Genomic DNA, 19705 nt, shown 5'->3' on the forward strand with positions numbered 1-19705 from the left:
GGCGTAGCCGTTTCTGCATGCTGTACAGCTGCTCGAGCACCGTGTTTTTGTGGCGACCAACCGCAGTTTATTTGTTATAATAGGTAATAATTCAGAGAGTTCTACATAATCAGAGAATTTTCGCAGTTTTCGGACTTCTTTACCATAGCAGATTTGAAGCAGCGAGGAGGTGGACCATGCTTAAAGATTGGGCTTCTATTCTGGGCCGGGCGCTCTCGGGGGATAGTGCTTACAGAGCGTTGTTTGATCATCATCCGAATCTCATTATTGTGCTGGACAGGCAGGGCCGTTATGTGGACAGCAACCGGACCTTAAGTGCGGAGGACGCTGGCAGGCTGACCGGAAGCAGGATGCATCCTCCCGGCGGGACCTGCTTCGCATCTGCACTGGCTGGCATTACATCCAGCTTCGAGCTGGATATGGAAGCAGCAGAGGGCAGCGTGGGGACGGATGGAAGTTCATGGAGTGCGGCCGTTTCTGTCCAGTATGTGCCGCTTCATACAGATGAAGGCATCGCGGGTGTATTTGCCATCCTTCACGATCCCGGGCACCGGCCGCAGTCTCTCCTGCTGCGCAGCTGGGTGAACGGGAGTACCAGTCCTTCTGCAGATGCTGATCGGATGGAGCAGGCTGTGCAGGTGGACTCCCTGCTGTTAGATGAGGAGTCCTCAGCCGGGCAGGAAGAGAACGAGCTGCAACTGGCTGAGTTTGCTTATGAGATGGCGGAGGACAAACGGCTTAGCCTGATTCTCAATTCGGTCTCTGCCGGAATCTTCGGTCTGGACACGCTGGGCCGGACCATCTTCATCAACCGCGAAGGGGCGGAGATGCTAGGCTATGAGCCTTCAGAGCTGAGCGGGCTGCCGATCATGAATATGATCCATTATATCCATGGAAGTGCGCCCCGCCATTCCCTGTCCGAATGTCCCATTCTGCTTACCCTTCAGGATGGGGTTACCCGCAGCAAGGCGGATGATATCTTCTGGCGCAAGGATGGAACCAGCTTCTTCGTGAATTACCGGATTGCTCCGCTAATGGATAACGGAATAATCTGCGGAGTGGTCATTTCCTTCAGCGACATCACGAATGAGCGGGAGATTCTCCGCGCCAAGGAATCGGCAGAACAGGCTGCGCAGGCCAAGTCTGATTTCCTGGCAATGATGAGTCATGAGATCCGCACCCCCATGAACGGAATGATCGGGATGGCGGATCTGCTGCTGGAAACGGAACTGGAGGAGGAGCAGCGCAATTATGCCGAGATCCTGCGCAGCAGCAGCTACAGTCTCCTGCAGATCCTCAACGACATTCTTGATTTCAGCAAGATGGAAGCCGGCAAAATGCCGCTGCAATCGGAGCGCTTCGATCTGCGTGAGATGCTGGAGGGCATTATTGATCTCTTCACTCCGAAGGCGGAGGAGAAGAAGCTTGCCCTGCGCTGGTGGGCGGATACCAGCGTACCGGATATTGTCTCCACGGACCCCAGCCGCTTGCGGCAGATTATCGTCAATCTGGTCGGCAATGCGCTGAAATTCACCGATCGGGGCAGCGTGACCCTGTCGGTGAAGAATATTCCGCTGCCGGCCTCGCCGGAATATCTGCTGGAATTCTCCGTCCGGGATACCGGAGTAGGCATTGCCGACAGCAAGCTGAACCTGCTCTTCCAGTCCTTCTCCCAGCTCCACCCGTCCATTAACCGCAAGTACGGCGGCACTGGACTAGGCCTTGCGATCTGCAAGCAGCTGGTGGAGCTAATGGGCGGAACCATCTTTGTGGAGAGCGAAGAAGACCAGGGGTCCATCTTCCGGTTCATGCTTCCTTTTGTGAAATAGACCCGAACCACCCGTTCCCCTCAGCTAAGTTGGGGAGCGGGTTGTTTGTGCAGGCAGCACCCACTATGGAACGGAACGGGGAGCTGGAACAGGTGGATTTTCTCCACTTGCTAATGAACTGCTGGCTTTTACAGAGGAAGTAGTTGGAAAAACAGCACTTAAAAAAGCACAATTCACCCATGGAAGAGAAACCCACAGTATTAGGTGCCTTTTTTCCACTTGATTCCATATCATCCTCGAAAAACGTTGAATTAAGATACGTTTTTCCATTTGCTTGTTTCATGCAGGAACAGAGGTCGAGTACAAATTAAGCAGCTTGCGGAAACGAAAGTTTTTGCCAAACCGCTTCCCAAGCTTTGATCCGGCCAAAATAAAAAAACAGCAGGTCTCCCGCAGGAGACTTGCTGTTTTTTTCTGTGAAGCTAAGCTATTCCATAGCTGCTTGATGCGCTTCCTTCGTATTGCACCGACCCTAGTGCATATACATGAGACCAACGGTAGCCGGTCCGCAGTGGCTGCCGATGACACAGCCGGCGTGAATGACAGCGATCTCATGGACGCGGGTCTGCTCGCGCAGCGCTGTCTCCAGGAACTTGGCGTCCTCTTCGGCAAGGGTATGAGCGACAATCAGCAGCTCCTTGTCCATATGGTCCGCATTCGCAAGCGCGTGCCGGAGCATCTGCTCTACGGCCTTTTCTTTCTTGCCGCGTACTCTGGCAACGGGTACAATCGCCCCGTCCATCAGCCTTAGGACAGGACGGATCTTTAGCAGGCTGCCGATGAAGTTCTGCATTCCCGAGCAGCGGCCGCCCATATATAAATAATCCAGCGTATCGACGACAAACTCTGATTCCACCCGGGCACGGGATTGCTCGACCATGGCTGCAATGTCGGCAGCGGTATGGCCTTTGGCAGCGGCACGGACGGCCTTCATCACCAGCAGCGCGATCCCGCCGCATAACGTCTGGGAATCGACAACATGTACCCGGCCTTCAGGGAATTCTCCCGCAGCCAGCAGGGCATTCTGGTATGTAGAGGATAAAGATGAAGACAGACTGATGTAGACGATATCTCCGCCGCCGCTAATGACGGGCTGAAAGGCAGCAATGAAGTCCGCCGGGGAAGGGGCTGCTGTCTTGGGCAGGGCACCGTCCGCTGCGACACGGCGGTATACCTCTTCCGGTGTAATCTCTACACCATCCTTGAATGTGCCGTCCTCGAATACAACATATAACGGGACAATGCCGATATCATACGTGTCCTTCCAGCCTTGCGGCAAATCGGAAGTGCTGTCTGAAAAGATTTTTACAATAGACATGAATATCTCCTTCACCGATCTCGGATGACAATACACTATATTAAGACCCTATAATCTGTTTATTATACCAAGCCTGTCTGGAATCTCAAAATAAAAAATGCTAGATTGTGAGGCTGGCGGGTTATGCCGCTTCTTCATCCGCCTCAGGGCTGTCTGTGCATAGGCAAAAAAGCTTCGCCGTCCTTGCAGGGACAGTGAAGCTTTTTGCAGGTATATTCCGGTATAGCGGAGAAATGCATTCTCTATTTCTTCATTACTGGAATCCATACTTCGCAGACGTAATCCTCTGCTGAGGTGTCGCCGGGAGGATACAGCTCGAATTCCGGGCCGCCCGTGTGCTCGTAGCCGGTTCCCGGGAACCATTCCTGGAAGATACGCTGCCAGACATTCTGAATGGCATGGGGCAATGCGCCTTCGGACTTGAAGACCGCCCAGCTTGCCGCCGGAACCACTGTAGTCTCATACCCCTGCGGATCAGTGGAGGCGTCTGCTTCAACTCCGATCCAATAAGACAGCATTTCCTTCTCCATATCCATGTTCATACAAATCCCGAGCCATTCACCAGAGGGAGCAAACTCAACCAGCTTATCCGAAGTGCCGTCTGCGTTGCATTCATCCCAGAACTGCGGGATTCTGCGGAAGTTCTCCCCGTCCTTGGTGGTAACCTCCATTGATTTGCCGATCACGGTAAAAGCCTCTTTATTCACGATTTTGTAATCCATTTCCTGATCTCCCTTCAATGACAGTTGGAAAGAGAGGCGGGGGAAGGCTTTGAGCTGTACGCCAGATTCGCGCGCGGCGGAGGGCGTAATCCCATGGGCCTTGCGGAACGCTTTGGCGAAGGACTCCGGGGAGTCATATCCGTATTTCAGCGCCACATCCAGCACCCGGAGCTTGGACACCGCCAGCTCTTGAGCAGCCAGTGTCAATCTGCGTTTGCGGATATAGTCAGCTACCGTTACACCGGTCAACATGCTGAACATGCGCTGGAAGTGAAAAGGAGAGACATAAGCCACCGCAGCAATCTCTTCGATGCGGAGCGGTTCGGTCATTTTGCTCTCCATGTAATCCAGAGCATTCTTCATACGGATCAGCCATTCCAAGTATCCCATCTCCCTTTAGATTCATACTATCATGCTGCCGCATGGCCGGTCCTGTTATTCTGTGCTCATTGATGACAGGGGTCAGCCTACAGTCTATGATCCTATGATGTCATGTTTCAAGGGATTTGTCAGCTTCCGGCAACAAGTTATCCTAACCGACAGACTCTTGCCTCATACGGACGCAGCGTACTGCGGTCCATGGCAGCCTGTTCCTCCGGGTAATTGCCGATGATCGTTCCGGTGACCGCATTCAGCTCGTCTGGCAGATCAACGGTCTGGGGAGTATCGCAGAAGTTCAGCAGAATCAGCCACTTCTCACCTTCCAGGGTGCGGGTATAGGCATAGATATATTCGTGTTCCGGCAGCAGCAGCTCATACTCGCCATAGACCATGATGAGATGCTGCTTGCGTAGCCGAATTAACTGCTGATAATAGTAAAATACCGAGTCCGGATCGGCCAGCGCCTGTTCCACATTGATCTCCGTGTAGCGCGGATTGAGCTTCAGCCATGGCGTTCCGTCGGTGAAGCCGGCGTTCGCCGCAGCATTCCACTGCATCGGGGTGCGGGCGTTATCGCGGCCTTTGGTATGAATCGCCTGTAGAATGGTATCATGATCTGCGCCGCCTTCGGTCACCTTTTCCCGGTACATATTGAGGATCTCGATGTCCTTGTAGTCTTCCAGCACAGGGAATTTCACGTTGGTCATGCCGATTTCCTCACCCTGATAGATGTAAGGCGTACCCTTAAGCGTGTGCAGCAGGGTAGCGAGCATTTTGGCCGAAATCACGCGGTATTTGCCGTCATCCCCGAACCGGGATACCATCCGCGGCTGATCGTGATTGTTAAGATAGAGGCTGTTCCAGCCTTTGTCTGCCAGACCGACCTGCCATTTATGCAAAATATCGCGCAGACCCTTCAGCGTCCACGGAACCACATTCCACTTGCCGCCCGGGCCGGAATCGACATCCATATGCTCGAACTGGAACACCATCTGCAGCTCCTGCCGGTCTTCGTCCGTATAGAGAATGGCGTCTTCCACACTTGCCCCCGGCGTCTCGCCGACGGTCATTACATCATATTTGGAGAGGACTTCCCGGTTCATTTCCTGGAGATACTCGTGGACTCTCGGCCCATTCATATAGAATTCCCCGCCGCCCGCCAGCTCTCCCGGAGCCAGCTCCTCATGCTGAACAGAAGGCAGGCCGTCCACCTTGGAGATCATGTTAATGACATCCATCCGCAGCCCGTCCACACCTTTATCCAGCCAAAAGGCAATCATCTTATACAGAGCTTCACGCAGCCGCGGATTCTCCCAGTTCAGGTCCGGCTGCTTACGCGAGAACAGGTGGAGGTAATATTCGCCTGTGGCTTCATCCAGCTCCCAGGCCGGTCCGCTGAAGATGGAGCTCCAGTTGTTCGGCAGCGCGCCGTCCGGTCCGCCGGGACGCCAGATATAATAATCGCGGTAAGGATTATCCTTGGAGGATCGGGATTCAGCGAACCAGGCATGCTCATCCGAGGAATGGTTGATGACCAGGTCCATCATCAGCTTGATGCCGCGGACATGCAGCCCGTCCAGCAGCTCCTCCCAGTCCCGCAGTGTACCGAACTCATCCATAATATCCTCGTAGTCGCTGATGTCATAACCGTTGTCATCGTTCGGAGATTTGTAGACGGGCGACAGCCAGACGACATCGACGCCCAGCTTCTGGAGATAATCCAGCCGGGAGATGATCCCCTGCAGGTCTCCGATTCCGTCTCCGTTGCTGTCCTGGAAGCTGCGGGGGTAGATCTGATAGACTACGGCTTCTTTCCAAAAGGCTCGTTTCATTTGGGTGGGCTCCTTTGAGAGTTTATTTAGAATTTGACCTAGAGATACTCCAATGTTGATGTTGGCCGTTACTGCGGTGATTTTCGGACTTCCGGCCGCTGTTGTCCCCAGATTTCCTGATTAAACCGCTGATCGCGGTAGAAATCCGGTGACAAAGGCGGGCGCTACCGCTCCTACAGTTCCGAAAATCCCCTCCGTTACTTTCATCTTTTAATTGTCCTCACAAGTTCAACTTATAAAAAAAGCCCCGAAGAAGCTTAATACCTCCGGGGCAGGGGAGACAGAGACTACACCGTTACAGGGGAGCCGTCAGCAGTTACACTGCTCAGTCCGTTCACCGTGTACTCCTTGCCATGAATCGTGATGGATGCCGGAACATCGGTTTCATTACTAACCGTAACCTGTACATCGGTAACTGTAACTTTTAGACGGGAGCCGCGGAACATGATTTTGAACGAATAAGAGGTCCAGTGGCCGGGGTTAGACGGGCTTAGGGCCAGCCGGTCCTTCAGCACACGAAGTCCGCCGAAGCCATGTACGACCGACATCCACGTACCCGCCATGCTGGTCGTATGGCAGCCGTCCTCCGTATCATTATTGTAATTGTCGAGATCCAGCCGCGAAGTACGCAGATACATCTCATAGGCCTTCTCTTTGTAACCCAGCTCACAAGCCAGAATCGCATGGATACAAGGGGAGAGGGAGGACTCGTGCACGGTAATCGGCTCGTAGAAGTCGAAGTTGCGCTTCTTGGTCTCCAGATCATAACGGTCGCCCAGGAAGTAGAGTCCCTGAAGCACATCGGCCTGCTTAATGAAGCAGGAGCGCAGGATGCGGTCCCAGGACCATTTCTGGTTCAGCGGCAGATTCTCCGGCAGGACATCCTTTACCTGGATAATCTCCTTGTCGAGGAAGCCGTCCTGTTGCAGGAAGATGCCGCGCTCTTCATCGGCGGGATAGTACATTTTGGCGATAATCTCGTTCCACTGCGCCGTTTCGCTCTCCAGCAGCTCCAGCTTGTCGGCCAGCTCAGCATATCTCGTACCCTCATTCTCTTGCAGATACGCCAGCGCCTCCAGGGTATATTCCATGGTCCAAGCGGCAATCCGGTTCGTGTACCAGTTGTTGTTGACGTTGTTCTCGTATTCATTCGGGCCGGTTACGCCGAGCATTACGTATTTGTCCTTATGCGGTACGTAGTGCACGCGTTCCTCCCAGAAGCGGGAGATCTCCACCAGCACCTCAAGCCCGTATTGGCCGAGATAAGCCTTGTCGCCGGTATAGTTCACATAGTTGTAGATAGCGTAAGCAATCGCGCCGTTACGGTGGATCTCCTCAAACGTAATCTCCCACTCGTTATGGCACTCCTCACCATTCATCGTCACCATCGGGTAGAGTGCGCCTTTGGAGTAACCGAGCTTCCGTGCGTTCTCTTTGGCCTTCTCCAGATGCTTGTAACGGTAGATCAGCAGATTGCGGGCAATCGCGGAGTCGGCGGTACTGAGATAGAACGGCACACAATAAGCCTCCGTATCCCAGTAGGTGCTGCCGCCGTATTTTTCCCCGGTGAAGCCCTTCGGTCCGATGTTAAGACGGTCGTCTTCGCCCGTATACGTCTGATTCAGCTGGAAAATATTGAACCGGATCGCCTGCTGCGCCGACACATCGCCCTCGATAATAATGTCGCTTTCCTTCCATTTGTCGCCCCAAGCCCCGGCCTGTTCAGTCAAAAGCGCCACAAACCCCGCTTCACGCGCACTCTGCAAGGCGGTCTTGGCGGCGTCCACCAGCTGTCCCAGCCCGTAATTCCGGGAGGTGACGTTCGCGGCATACTTATAAATAACCACCTGATCGCCGGATTTTACCGGAACCGTTACTTTGCTGCCCACATATTTCTCCTGCTCGATAGCCTCCGCTTCTGCGGCAACCGGCTCACCGTTCAGCAGAATATCGTATTCATAGGCCGAGGTTACGTGAAAATCAAGCTTTTTGGTCTTCAGGGTCAGATGCCCGCCCGCCGGTTCGGCTTTCTTCTCAACTTCGTTCCAGAACTTCTCGTCGTAGTTGGCATCCTTGTTCTTGATGTCGCCATCCAGATATGGAGTCACGGTAATCTCACCGGAGAAATTAAGCGGCTGGATAGAGTAGCGGACCGCCCCGATCTCATGACGGACCATGCTGACGATGCGGATGCTCTCTACCTTGACTTCCTTGCCTTCAGCGGTGGTGGCTGTGAAGCTGCGGGAGAGTGTGCCTTCCTTCATATTAAGCACCCGGCGGAATTCACTGACCGTGCAGTTCGCCAGATCGAGCGGAGTACCGTCCAGCTCAATATTAATGCCGATCCAGTTGGTGCTGTTCAGGACTTTGGCAAAATACTCGGGGTACCCGTTCTTCCACCAGCCGACCCGTGTCTTGTCAGGATAATAGACCCCGGCCATGTAGCTGCCTTGCAGGCTGTGCCCGCTGTATTGCTCCTCGAAGTTGGCCCGGCCGCCCATATAACCGTTCCCGATGCTAAATACGCTCTCGGAAATTTCCTGGGTCTGCGGATCAAAGGATTCTTCGATGATGGACCATTCATCAATTTTGAGGTATTGTTTCATTGTTTTGGCTCCTTTTAAGTGGGGGATGATGATATAAAATGAACTGAGCCTGTGGCATTAAAATCATGGTGACTCCATCGCCACTGCGCGGAATGTTTGGACTTCCGGCCGCTGTTATAATCAGATTTCTCTATTAGTAAGCGATATACAGCGGATGAAGTCTGATTATAAAGGCGGACGCTTCCGCTCCTACAGTTCCAAACTTCCACTCCGCAGCTTCGCCCCCATAATTTTAATGATCATTTTCAGTTCTTTTATAAAGAGTAGGGCAGAAGAGAAGGACTCCTATTACACAGCAGATGTTAATATTCGTTAAACAACGGAAAAAGATTCCCGGAGCGCCGCAACGCTAATCTGCTGCAAAGAAGGGATGACGAGGGTTGCGGCACCCAGCGTCTCGGGCGAACCAATGCCGACGCTGCGCATACCGGCACGGGTAGCAGCAAGAATGCCGGCTGCGGCATCTTCGAAGACTACACACTGTTCAGGAGCGGTGCCCACTGCCTGTGCACCCAGCAGGAAGACCTCGGGATCTGGCTTGGCTGCGCTGGTGTGTGTGCCGTCGATGATGGCATCGAAATACGGGGTCAGGCCGGTATTGTTCAGAATGGTCATCGCATTCTTGCTGGCGGAGCCGAGGGCAACCTTGATGCCCTGTTCCCGGCATTCCTTCAGGAAGCCGAGCGCACCCGGCAGAATCTCTGAGCTGTCCATTTTGGCGATGTATTCGACATAGCGGTTATTCTTCTGCTCGGCGAGCCGGGCTTTCTCGGCTTCGCCAAGCTCAATGCCGCCGATCTCCAGCAGGATATTCAGGGACGCGGCCCGGCTGACACCTTTGAGCCGTTCATTATCCTGCTCGGTGAAGACGAATCCGAGTTCCTCTGCGAGTTCTCTCCAGGCAATATAGTGATATCTCGCGGTATCAACGAGTACGCCGTCCAGATCGAACAGGCAGGCTTTGATTTCTGACATGTTGAACCTCCTTGAATGTATTGGCGGGCAAAATCCTGCCCAAAATGCAGGATTTCGAGGCAGGGCATCCGCGGACGCCGGGGCAGGGAAATCCTCACCCAGAACAACAATCCGGCATTTAGCGCAAACGTTTGTACAAAGCTCCAAAAAAGAAATGAAGCGGTAAGCTTCATTCATTTCTTGTAACAAGTTACAGGCTTTATTTTCCCGGAGCATACATAGATGACTCCCGTACGATTAGACGGTGGGGAATGACAAAGCGGTTCGTATATCCGTCCTGATTACCCGGCTTCTGGATGCTCTGGATCAGTACCTGCGAGGCCGTATAGCCAAGATGATAAATTCCGATATCAATACTGCTGATCGGCGGACTGGACAGCTCGGAGAGCGGAATATTGTTGAAGCTGACAATCGCCAGGTCCTCAGGGACCTTGTACTTCAACTCGTTCAACCCGCGGAGTACGCCGAAGGAGACCATATCATCCACCGCGACAAGCGCTGTTGGGCGGTTCGGAAGATTCATGAAGAAGGACATCGCCCGGTAGCCGCTATCCTGCAGGAACTCGCCTTCCACAATCCATTCATCCTTCATTTCCAGACCCTTGTTCTGCATAGCTGTACGGTAACCCTCCAGCCGGTCGCGCGACACAATAAGATTCGGCGGGCCGCTAACGAAGCCGATGCGCTCGTGCCCCATGGAGATAAGATGGTTCGTCGCATCATAGGCAGCCATGATATTATCATTGTCCACTGACAAGATATCCTCGTAACGGTCGCTTCGTCCAACCAGGACAAACGGATAACCGCCCGACTGCAGAAAGTCGATCACCGCATCGTCTTTACGGGAATAGAGCAAAATAACACCGTCAACGCGGCGTCCTTTGAGCAGGCGGGAGACAGCTTCCAGCTCTTCCTTCTCGTTTGCCCCGGAGCTGATCAGCACATCATAGCCGGAACGGCTGGACTGAGTGACAATCCCGCGGATCAATTCCATAAAAAACAAATTGGAGAACAGCTCTTCTGCCGGTTTCGGAAGAATGATGCAGATACTGTTGGTGGTCTTGGAAACAAGACTTTTGGCCATCATATTCGGGGTGTAGCCCATTTCTTCCATAATCACTTTGACTTTACGGGAAGTTTCTAAGCTGATTCTGGGATGGCCTGACAACACCCGGGACACCGTGGAGGGAGAGACCCCCGCTTTCTTGGCTACGTCCTTAATGGTAACTGTCATAGAAACCTCCTTATGGAACCGTTTGCTTTACACAGTAATATTAATCGAAGTGTTGAGGATTGTAAATAGAGAAACCCTGTATCTGGCGTTGTCCGGGCAGGTTTGGGTGAGAAGAGCAGCCTTTTTCCCGGTAAAACAGCAGCACAACCCGGCTGAATATAGGGCCATCGCCCTACAATACAGAATTCGATCATAGCGAATGTGTGCAAACGATAATCATGAAGAGGGTTAATTCCAAATGATGCCCTAAACGGAGTGCTCTGCATTCCTCTGCGTTGCTCTGCATTCCTCCGCCTATCCTAAGCAATGAGCCATACTGGCAAGCACCAGAATAAATACAGAATAAAAATAGGGTATTCCATCAGCTTAGAGGCTGCTGTTATGGAATACCCTGTGTGCAGCGCACGATCTCAAGCCGCTAACAGTGTGTAGCGCGGAATTTCAGCGGCTGCGCGTCCAGCTTGTTAAACAGCTCCCGGAGCGGACACCAGATTAGGACAAGCTGGCCTGAAGCACCGCGAAGCCATAGGCGGGCAGCTTGAACGACAGCTTGCCGTGTTCTGCACGGAGGGCTTCGCCGTTCCACAGGTTCACCCAGTTGCGTTCTTCAACATCAAGCCGGAAGGTCTGTGCCGTCTCCTCCGTATTGATCAGCACGATGATAAGATCATCGCCCAGGCTGCGTTCGTAAGCCAGCTTGCTGCCCCCGGGTCCGGCTTCCAGGAAGGTGAAGCGTCCTGTACGCAGGGCCGGATGGCTGCTGCGGATCTCAATCAGCTTGCGGTAAAAGCCCAGCAGGTCATGGTCCTGCCGCTGCGGGTCCCATTCCATACATTTGCGGCAGTCCGGGTCGCCTTCGCCGTCCATTCCGATCTCATCCCCGTAATAAATGCAGGGTGTGCCCATGAAGGTGAACTGGAACAGCGCGGCCAGCTTCATCCGGTTCTTGTCTCCTCCGGCCACGGTCAAGAGCCGCGCCGTGTCGTGGCTGTCCAGCAGGTTGAAGGCAACCTCGCTGGCCTGCAGCGGATAACGGGATAGCTGTCTGCCAATCGAATTGGCGAAGCCTTCGGCATCAAGCGTCCCTTTGACGAAGAAGTCCAGCACGGCATCCGTGAACGGATAGTTCATGACAGCATCGAATTTGTCGCCTTCCAGCCAGGGGGCCGATTCATGCCAGATCTCTCCGAGGATATAGGCCTCGGGGTTCGTGCGCTTCACGACTTTGCGGAATTCACGCCAGAATTCGTGGTCCACCTCGTTGGCCACATCCAGACGCCAGCCGTCAATGCCCACCTCTTTGATCCAGTACTCGGCCACCTTCAGCAGATAGTCTTTGACCTCTTGATGCTCTGTATTCAGCTTGGGCATCAGCGGCTCGAAGGCGAAGGCATCGTAGGTAGGGATATTGTTCACCACCTGCAGCGGATATTCACGGATATGGAACCAGTGCTTGTACTCAGAGTCCTCGCCTTTCTCCAGCACATCTACGAACGGGGCGAAGGTGCGGCCCGCATGATTGAATACAGCGTCCAGCAGCACCCGGATTCCGCGCTCATGGCAGGCCTTCACCAGCTTCTTCAGCGTGTCAACGTCACCGAAATGCGGATCAACCTGCATATAGTCCTCTGTGTCATATTTGTGATTGGTGGTGGCTGTGAAGATAGGCGTGAAATAGATGCCTGTAATGCCCAGCTCCGTAAGATGATCCAGATGGTCGATGACACCCTGCAGGTCTCCGCCGAAGAAATTATCAGGCTGCGGTGTTCCGCCCCAAGGCTGCACGTTCTCAGGGTTCAGAGTTGGATCACCATTCGCGAAGCGTTCGGGGAAAATCTGATAAAAGACAGCATCCTTCACCCAGGCAGGAGGCGTGAAGACATCCCCCCGGCTTATGTAGGGGAATTCGAACAGCCGGTTAGGGTTCGCGGGACGCTCCTTCTGGAAATCACTTTCTGTCATCCAGATACGTTCGTGGCCCTGCTGAAGCAGGAAGCCGTATTTCAGCCTGCGGTAGAGCGGAACCGACTCGCATTCCCAGTAATCGAACATCGCGTCGGAAGTGAACAGCGTCATCGGGATCAATTCTTTGGTAGTATCCCAGGCATATTTATCACCCGCCCAGGCGAAGACCTCCGTCAGATCGCCTTTTTTGGCCCGCAGACGCAGGTGGATCGTATTGTGGTCATAGGCATACGACCAGTTAAGACGGGGACGATGGTACACAGCTTCTAATAACATAATAATTCCTCCCAGATTAGATAGAGTAAGCATCCAATTCTGCACACAACAAAGAGGCACAACCGCCGCAGGGTATACTACGCCGAGGTTGTACCTAGAAGGAACAGTGCCTTTAAATTATGTGAAGAATAGGGGCTTCATAATGGTTTGGATTATAGCATGGAATAAAAACAGGTTCAAGAGGTTTGTACAAACAGTTGCACAGATTTTTTAACTCGGGAAACCGATTTCCAAAGTCTGTAAAATGATAATATTTAGCAATTTTTCAACATAATTCGCCTTTATATTACAAAAAAATCAAAATCGGATTTCTGAATTGAAGTAATATCAAGTTATTTAAAGAAATCATGCGATAAAAAGAGTAAATACAGCATATAGATATGTTAAAGACGCAATATTGATGAATTTGGTATGTGCAAACGTTTTTACAAGTGCAAGTCTGCTGATGTATTATGAATTCATGAATGAAGCGCTTTCCAAACCGGGTGTAACGTATTAGGAAGAGGTAATCGGAGAAACCGGAATATTTTTTTGAATCTTCTGAAATCGTTTGCGCAAAAAGTTGAAAGCACTGTTAAAAGCACTATGGTCAAATCAAGTGATAGACAAAAACGGGAGGGGTTAAACGGAATGAAGCTCAAAAAATGGATGGTTCTCACCGCAGCATGCTCTATGGCAATCTCAATTACGGCGTGCGGCTCAAACAACAATGGGGGAAATGCAGCAGCGACGAATGCTCCTGCGGATAATGCAGCGGCTACAGACAACGCTGGTGCCGGCGGCGCAAACACACCGGCAACCGATGAGATCGTTCCTGAAGAGGGCGCTTCACTGGTCATTTGGGAGAGTAAAGAAGAGAGACAGTTCGCCGAAGAGATCGCCAAGCAGTTCACTGCCAAGTATAACGTCCCTATCAAAATCGAAGAGGTAGCCCCGCCCGATCAAGTCGGCAAGCTTACCCAGGACGGTCCTTCGGGTCTGGCCGCTGACGTTGTCGTCATTCCTCATGATAACCTCGGCAAGGCGGCAAGCGCGAGTCTGGTGCTCCCTAATGATCTTTTCGCAGAGCAGACCAAGGCTGAGAACACGGAGGCTTCCATCGTAGGCTCCTCTTATGACGGTGAATTGTACGGGTATCCGAGAGCGGCAGAGACCTATGCACTGTTCTACAATAAATCTCTGCTGAAGGAAGCTCCTAAATCCTTCGACGACGTCATTGCCTTCAGCAAAACGTTCACCGATAAAGCCAAGAACAGATACGGCATTATGTGGGAAGTCGGCAACATGTACTTCAACTATCCGTTCATCGCCACCACCGGCGGTTACCTGTTCGGCAAAGACGGTACCGACAAGGACGATATTGGTCTGAACAATGAAGGCGCGATCAAAGGCCTGACGGAATTTGCCAAGCTGAAGGAAGTGCTGCCGATCAAGAGCGGTGATATTAATCCGGACATCAAGCGCAGCTTGTTCAACTCAGGCGATGTAGCTATGGACATTACAGGACCATGGGAGCTTGCCGGGTACAAAGAAGCGCTGGGCGACAACCTTGGTATTGCGCCGGTTCCTACCATTGACGGTAAAACAGCGATCACCTTCTCCGGAATCAAAATCTTTACAGTCAACGCGTATACGCAATATCCGAATGCCGCTAAACTTTACGCCCGCTTTGCTTCCGGCAAAGATTCGCAGCTTACGCTCAATAAGCTGATCGGTTCTGTGCCGACGAACAATGAAGCTCTGCAGGATGCGCAAATTACTGGTGATCCTTTCGTATCCGCTTTTGCTGAGCAAGCCAAGAATTCACAGCCGATGCCTTCGATTCCTGAAATGGGGAACGTCTGGAGCCCGGTGAACGCAGCCCTTCCGGCAATCTGGGATAACAACACTGATCCTAAGACTGCGATGGACAAAGCTGTAGAACAAATCAAGGATCTGAACAACGGGGCCACTGCCCAGTAATTACACAACCATGAGCTTACAGTGGAATTCAAGCCGCCCGCCGCATAGCCTTGCAGCGGGCAGTTTCCTTGAATTCGGCACGGAGAGGAGAACGGAAGGGAAATGCAGCGACACAAAGCGAAAGCTGGGATACTGTCGGCCATTTTTATGGGACTGGGACAAATATATAACCGCCAATTCATTAAAGGGCTAATGTTCATAGCTGTAGAAGCTGTAGCACTTATCTATTTCATTAGCAATTTGGGAAGAGCCTTCTGGGGAATGACCACACTTGGTGAATCTCCAAGCCGTCTGGAGAAGGTAAAAGGGATTGCCAAAATGGTTCCCGGAGACCATTCCATTGTCATTCTGATTGAAAGCCTGATTACCCTGCTGTTCTTTGTGTTATTCCTGATCGTCTGGTACATGAATATTAGGGATGCCTATAAAATCGGAGCAGAACGCGAAAACGGCCGTCCATCGCATACATTTAAGCAATCCGTACGTTATATACTGGATTACAAATTCGCCCAGAGCTTCTTGCTGCTCCCGGGTATGGGCATTCTGTTCTTCACCATTATGCCGATCATATTTATGATCATGCTGGCTTTTACCAACTATGCCGCACCGAATCACATCCCTCCGGCCAAGCTGGTGGATTGGGTGGGCTTTGAGACCTTCCGCAACCTGCTGGTGCTAAAAACCTGGAGCCATACCTTTTACGGTGTACTTACCTGGACCATCATCTGGGCGGTTCTGTCAACCATAACTACTTATTTCGGCGGGATGCTGGTCGCCCTGCTGATCAACCAAAAAGGTATCCGCTTCAAGGGCATGTGGAGAATGCTCCTGATCATTCCTTATGCCATTCCGCAGATGATCTCCCTCCTCTTGATGCGCAACCTGTTCAACGGGCAGTTCGGCCCGATCAACCAGTATCTCGGATTTTTCGGACTGGATGGATTGCCTTGGCTGACCGATCCGTTCTGGGCCAAGGTTACAGTAATCGTGGTGAACATGTGGGTAGGTATTCCGGTGTCCATGCTGCTGATTATGGGGGTGCTGACCACGATTCCCCGCGATATGTATGAGGCTGCTGAAGTCGACGGGGCGACGAATTATCAGAAATTCCGGATTGTCACTCTGCCGATGATCCTGTTCTCTACCGCCCCTACTCTGATTATGCAATTCGCCGGCAATATCAATAACTTCAATGCCATCTTCCTGCTGACGGGAGGGAACCCGGTGAACGGGAACTATCAATACGCCGGTTCGACGGACCTGCTCGTCACCTGGCTTTATAAGCTGACGCTGGATCAGAACAAGAATAATATGGCGTCCGCGATAGGGATCATCCTGTTCATAATTGTTGCCGGGTTCTCCCTGTACAACTACCGCCGGACCAAATCATTCCAAGAGGAGGACATGATTCAATGATCATCGGACGCAAAGCTGTCAACTTTATTCGTCTGGGCTTAAGCTACATTGTTCTGGTTGCACTGGCGATTGCTGCCATCTATCCGGCACTCTGGATTCTGCTTGCCTCCTTCCGGCCGGGTAAATCCTTGTACAGTAAGACGCTGATTCCTGAGCAGTTCACACTTGCGCACTACAAGGAGCTATTCACCTCACCGGTGTATATGTTTGGAACCTGGTATGCCAATACGCTCAAAATAGCGGTATTCTCGATGCTGATCGGCGTGGTGCTGACACTTTTGACCAGCTATGCCTTATCCCGGTTCCGGTTCAAAAGCCGCAAGACGACGATGTCCACGCTGCTGATTCTCGGGATGTTCCCGGGCTTCATGAGCATGATTGCCATCTATCTGCTGCTGAAGGAGTTCAACCTGCTGGATACCCATCTGGCCCTGATTATCGTGTATGCGGCCGGAGCGCCGCTCGGAGGGACGCTGATCGCCAAAGGCTTCCTGGATACGATTCCGCGTTCACTGGATGAAGCGGCACGGATTGACGGGGCGAGCAACTTCGGGATTTTCACCCGGATAATCCTGCCGTTGTCCCGTCCGATGATCACGTATATAGCGCTGACCCTGTTTGTCGGCCCGTGGGTGGACTTTATCTTCGCCAAGCTGATCCTGCGGACCAAGGAGAACTGGACGGTCGCGGTGGGCATGTGGGATATGGTCAATACGATGCAGAATTCCAATTTCACACTGTTTGCGGCGGGTGCAGTGCTGATCTCTGTACCGATTATGATTCTGTTCGGGTTCCTGCAGCGCCTGCTGGTTGACGGTCTGACGGCAGGAGCCAGCAAGGGATAGGAAGTGTTTAAGTTTTGAGAATAGCAGGTGCGGCCTTTAAGCAGTTATGAAGGGCTGCGCCTGCTATTTATTTTGGACGGTTTATTAAACCTACATAAATAAGGGGAGAGTGTCATGAAACGGCGGCGGAAATTAAATGTCAGGTCGGTTGGCTTCAAGCTATTTGTGATTTTATTCTGTACCATTGTGCTATTGTCCTCAGTTCTGGGCTTAACCTCCTATTATGCGGCAAAAAGGATCATCACAGACGAGGTCGCTGCGGCCTCCTCGCAGTCCATTGTGCAGGCGGCGGACAAGCTGGATTTCCTCTTCGCTGAGTACGAAGCGCTCTCCAGGCAATTTGCTGTAGACTCTGTGTTAAAAGTGGATATGGAAGCTGTCAACAATCCAGCCGCCGGTACAGTTGCCAAGGCAGCGGCGGAGGATAGAATCCGCCGTAAGCTGGATTCGGTCAGGGGGTCGGATGAGCGGCTGCTGGGTGTCCGGCTGGTCTCCAGAAGCATGGTGGATGCCGAATCCTATAAATCTACGGGAATTAGCGGTGTGCGGAGTGATGAAGGTATCCTTGCCCGGATGAAAGAGATTGATAACGGCAAAGGTGAGCCTGTCTGGTTCCCTGTACGTGCCAAGGGTTTTTTTGACGCGTACAGCGAGTCCTCTCTGACAATGGGCCGTCTGCTGCGGAATATTCAGAATCCGGCCGCCGAGTATTATATGCTGATTGAGGTGAAGGGAAGCGCGCTGACGGGTGTGTTGTCTAATCTGCATATCGGGCTTGCCGGGGAGATCCGCATCCTTGATCCTTCGGGCCGGGTGGCATACGGTGCTGACAACGCGCTGCTCGGGCAGCCTTCTTATATACATACCGCAGAGATGAAGACCGGGGGACAGGAGCAATCGGGAAGGTTAAAGGATGAAAAGCGGCAGTCCGGTACGTCAAAGGCCGGGGGGCCGGTGCATTCTTTCACTACCGGGGATGAGCTTGGAACTCCGCAGCTTGTGGTCTACCAGCCGCTGGCTACAGCGGACTGGACGCTGCTGGGATATGCGCCGGTGAGCGACTTCACCAAATCTGCGGACAGGCTGCTCTATATTACCTTCCTGGTAGTATTGGCAGCAGCGCTTATTGCTCTGGTCATCGGCTATGTTCTGGTCCGGCTCATCGGGCGTCCGCTCGGCAAGCTGGCCCGTTTGATGGAGGAGGGTGAGCAAGGCAACCTGCAGGTGCGGACGGACTTCAAGGGCCGGGATGAGATCGGACGGCTGGGCCACAGCTTCAACCGGATGATGGAGCAGATCTCCCTGCTGGCGGGCCGGAGCAGCAGCTCGGCTGCTGAAGTGCTGGCCACCTCGGAGCAGCTTGTCGCAGCTTCGGGAGCGATCAGCGGCCAGGCCAGCGAGGTAGCCGCTGCGACCGGCGAAATCGCAGGCGGAGCTGCCAGTCTGGCGGCTGAAGCGGAGAGCAGCAACGCCAAGGTGGAGCGAATGCGGGACAAGGCGAACGAAGTGGCCGGGACGAATGCGGTCATGGCCGCTTCGGCAGGGAAGGTCATGGAGGCCAGCGACCAGGGAGCGGAGCGGATGAAGAAGCTGGTTGCGCAAAGTGAGAGCGTCCTGAAGATGATGGACTTGATTCAGGAGAATTCAGCCATGCTGCGGGACAGCACAGTGCTGATCCGCAGCATCCTCTCCCCGATGATTGCCATGAACAAGCAGACGAATATCCTGGCACTGAATGCATCCATTGAAGCTGCACGTGCAGGAGCCGCCGGCAGAGGGTTCATTGTCATTGCTGATGAGATCCGGGGGCTGGCCAATCAATCTAGCCAGTCGATCGCATCCGTCTCTAGAATTACGGAGGAGATCAGCAGCCATATTGAGAACACAGTACAAATTGTGGGTGAAGCTGCACCGCAATTCGGCAGCCAGATTGTCTCGGTCCGCGAAGCCTCGCTGATCTTCCAAAGCGTGCGGACAGAGATGGAAGTGTTCAGCGGTTATCTGAGCCAGTCTTCAACGGCTGTCGCCGAGCTGACCGAATATCAGCAGCAGCTGGGACAATCCATGGCAAGTGTGATCTCGGTCGTGCAGCAGACCAGCGCCTCCACGGAGGAGGTGGCCTCCATGTCTTCACAGCAGTTCCTGGTAAGCAGGGAGCTGGTGGCTCTCTCGGGCAAGCTGGAGACGCTGGCAGAGAACCTGAAGCAGTCGATGCGTTCTTTTGGGGGTTAGTGGGTGGGGCCTGGCCGGGATAGCGGCGCCCCAGTCCGCATGTATCGCAGCAATAATATGGAATGCAGCAGGTTAATAAATCGCAGCAACGATATGAACCTAGTAGTAACAG

12 protein-coding genes are annotated in these 19705 nt (G+C 52.9%); 5 read left to right on the top strand and 7 right to left on the bottom strand.

Translation table 11 applies throughout. The annotated features are described in order from the left end of the window. Nucleotides 1-176 precede the first annotated feature (176 nt). Nucleotides 177-1829: a PAS domain-containing sensor histidine kinase gene (locus KDC22_RS09360; RefSeq protein ID WP_211722834.1), complete on the top strand. Its 1653-nt coding sequence runs from the start codon at nucleotides 177-179 to the stop codon at nucleotides 1827-1829. A gap of 472 nt (nucleotides 1830-2301) precedes the next feature. On the opposite strand, the gene KDC22_RS09365 is transcribed toward KDC22_RS09360, so the two are convergent. From KDC22_RS09365 to KDC22_RS09395, 7 genes are all read right to left on the bottom strand, one after another. Continuing rightward, nucleotides 2302-3147: a DegV family protein gene (locus tag KDC22_RS09365; protein WP_211722835.1), complete on the bottom strand. Its 846-nt coding sequence runs from the start codon at nucleotides 3145-3147 to the stop codon at nucleotides 2302-2304. Nucleotides 3148-3389: 242 nt separating this feature from the next. Beyond that, nucleotides 3390-4250, bottom strand: a complete 861-nt coding sequence (locus KDC22_RS09370) for an AraC family transcriptional regulator (RefSeq protein ID WP_211722836.1) — start codon at nucleotides 4248-4250, stop codon at nucleotides 3390-3392. Between the two features lie 146 nt (nucleotides 4251-4396). Then, nucleotides 4397-6082 (bottom strand): glycoside hydrolase family 13 protein, encoded by a 1686-nt coding sequence (locus KDC22_RS09375; protein ID WP_211722837.1) that lies wholly within the window; start codon nucleotides 6080-6082, stop codon nucleotides 4397-4399. Nucleotides 6083-6369: 287 nt separating this feature from the next. Next, nucleotides 6370-8688, bottom strand: a complete 2319-nt coding sequence (locus KDC22_RS09380) for a glycoside hydrolase family 65 protein (RefSeq protein WP_211722838.1) — start codon at nucleotides 8686-8688, stop codon at nucleotides 6370-6372. A gap of 312 nt (nucleotides 8689-9000) precedes the next feature. Further along, on the bottom strand, nucleotides 9001-9663 hold the full coding sequence (gene pgmB, locus KDC22_RS09385) for a beta-phosphoglucomutase (RefSeq protein ID WP_211722839.1): 663 nt from the start codon (nucleotides 9661-9663) through the stop codon (nucleotides 9001-9003). A gap of 199 nt (nucleotides 9664-9862) precedes the next feature. Then, nucleotides 9863-10897 (bottom strand): LacI family DNA-binding transcriptional regulator, encoded by a 1035-nt coding sequence (locus tag KDC22_RS09390; protein WP_211722840.1) that lies wholly within the window; start codon nucleotides 10895-10897, stop codon nucleotides 9863-9865. Between the two features lie 492 nt (nucleotides 10898-11389). After that, on the bottom strand, nucleotides 11390-13138 hold the full coding sequence (locus KDC22_RS09395) for an alpha-glycosidase (RefSeq protein ID WP_211722841.1): 1749 nt from the start codon (nucleotides 13136-13138) through the stop codon (nucleotides 11390-11392). Between the two features lie 630 nt (nucleotides 13139-13768). On the opposite strand from KDC22_RS09395, the gene KDC22_RS09400 reads away from it, so the two are divergent. From KDC22_RS09400 to KDC22_RS09415, 4 genes are all read left to right on the top strand, one after another. Next, a complete protein-coding gene (locus KDC22_RS09400) occupies nucleotides 13769-15100 on the top strand; it encodes a sugar ABC transporter substrate-binding protein (RefSeq protein ID WP_173138667.1) in 1332 nt (443 codons plus the stop codon). A 102-nt stretch (nucleotides 15101-15202) separates the two neighbouring features. Continuing rightward, nucleotides 15203-16516 carry a sugar ABC transporter permease gene (locus KDC22_RS09405; protein ID WP_173138665.1) on the top strand — a complete coding sequence of 438 codons (1314 nt, stop codon included), beginning with the start codon at nucleotides 15203-15205 and terminating at the stop codon, nucleotides 16514-16516. Next, nucleotides 16513-17361 (top strand): sugar ABC transporter permease, encoded by an 849-nt coding sequence (locus KDC22_RS09410; protein WP_173138663.1) that lies wholly within the window; start codon nucleotides 16513-16515, stop codon nucleotides 17359-17361. Before KDC22_RS09405 ends, KDC22_RS09410 begins: the two co-directional genes overlap by 4 nt. Before the next feature lie 114 nt (nucleotides 17362-17475). After that, nucleotides 17476-19593: a methyl-accepting chemotaxis protein gene (locus KDC22_RS09415; RefSeq protein WP_211722842.1), complete on the top strand. Its 2118-nt coding sequence runs from the start codon at nucleotides 17476-17478 to the stop codon at nucleotides 19591-19593. Nucleotides 19594-19705: the final 112 nt, after the last annotated feature.

The sequence above is a fragment of the Paenibacillus tritici genome (assembly GCF_018207515.1).
Taxonomy (GTDB): Bacteria; Bacillota; Bacilli; order Paenibacillales; family Paenibacillaceae; genus Paenibacillus_AQ; species Paenibacillus_AQ tritici.

What these genes read in the sequence shown, in the direction of transcription:
- KDC22_RS09360 (WP_211722834.1), top strand. Translation starts at nt 177, where the DNA reads ATGCTTAAAGATTGGGCTTCTATTCTGGGCCGGGCGCTCTCGGGGGAT.
- KDC22_RS09395 (WP_211722841.1), bottom strand. Translation starts at nt 13,138, where the DNA reads ATGTTATTAGAAGCTGTGTACCATCGTCCCCGTCTTAACTGGTCGTAT.
- KDC22_RS09365 (WP_211722835.1), bottom strand. Translation starts at nt 3,147, where the DNA reads ATGTCTATTGTAAAAATCTTTTCAGACAGCACTTCCGATTTGCCGCAA.
- KDC22_RS09375 (WP_211722837.1), bottom strand. Translation starts at nt 6,082, where the DNA reads ATGAAACGAGCCTTTTGGAAAGAAGCCGTAGTCTATCAGATCTACCCC.
- KDC22_RS09400 (WP_173138667.1), top strand. Translation starts at nt 13,769, where the DNA reads ATGAAGCTCAAAAAATGGATGGTTCTCACCGCAGCATGCTCTATGGCA.
- KDC22_RS09415 (WP_211722842.1), top strand. Translation starts at nt 17,476, where the DNA reads ATGAAACGGCGGCGGAAATTAAATGTCAGGTCGGTTGGCTTCAAGCTA.
- KDC22_RS09410 (WP_173138663.1), top strand. Translation starts at nt 16,513, where the DNA reads ATGATCATCGGACGCAAAGCTGTCAACTTTATTCGTCTGGGCTTAAGC.
- KDC22_RS09380 (WP_211722838.1), bottom strand. Translation starts at nt 8,688, where the DNA reads ATGAAACAATACCTCAAAATTGATGAATGGTCCATCATCGAAGAATCC.
- KDC22_RS09390 (WP_211722840.1), bottom strand. Translation starts at nt 10,897, where the DNA reads ATGACAGTTACCATTAAGGACGTAGCCAAGAAAGCGGGGGTCTCTCCC.
- KDC22_RS09405 (WP_173138665.1), top strand. Translation starts at nt 15,203, where the DNA reads ATGCAGCGACACAAAGCGAAAGCTGGGATACTGTCGGCCATTTTTATG.
- pgmB (WP_211722839.1), bottom strand. Translation starts at nt 9,663, where the DNA reads ATGTCAGAAATCAAAGCCTGCCTGTTCGATCTGGACGGCGTACTCGTT.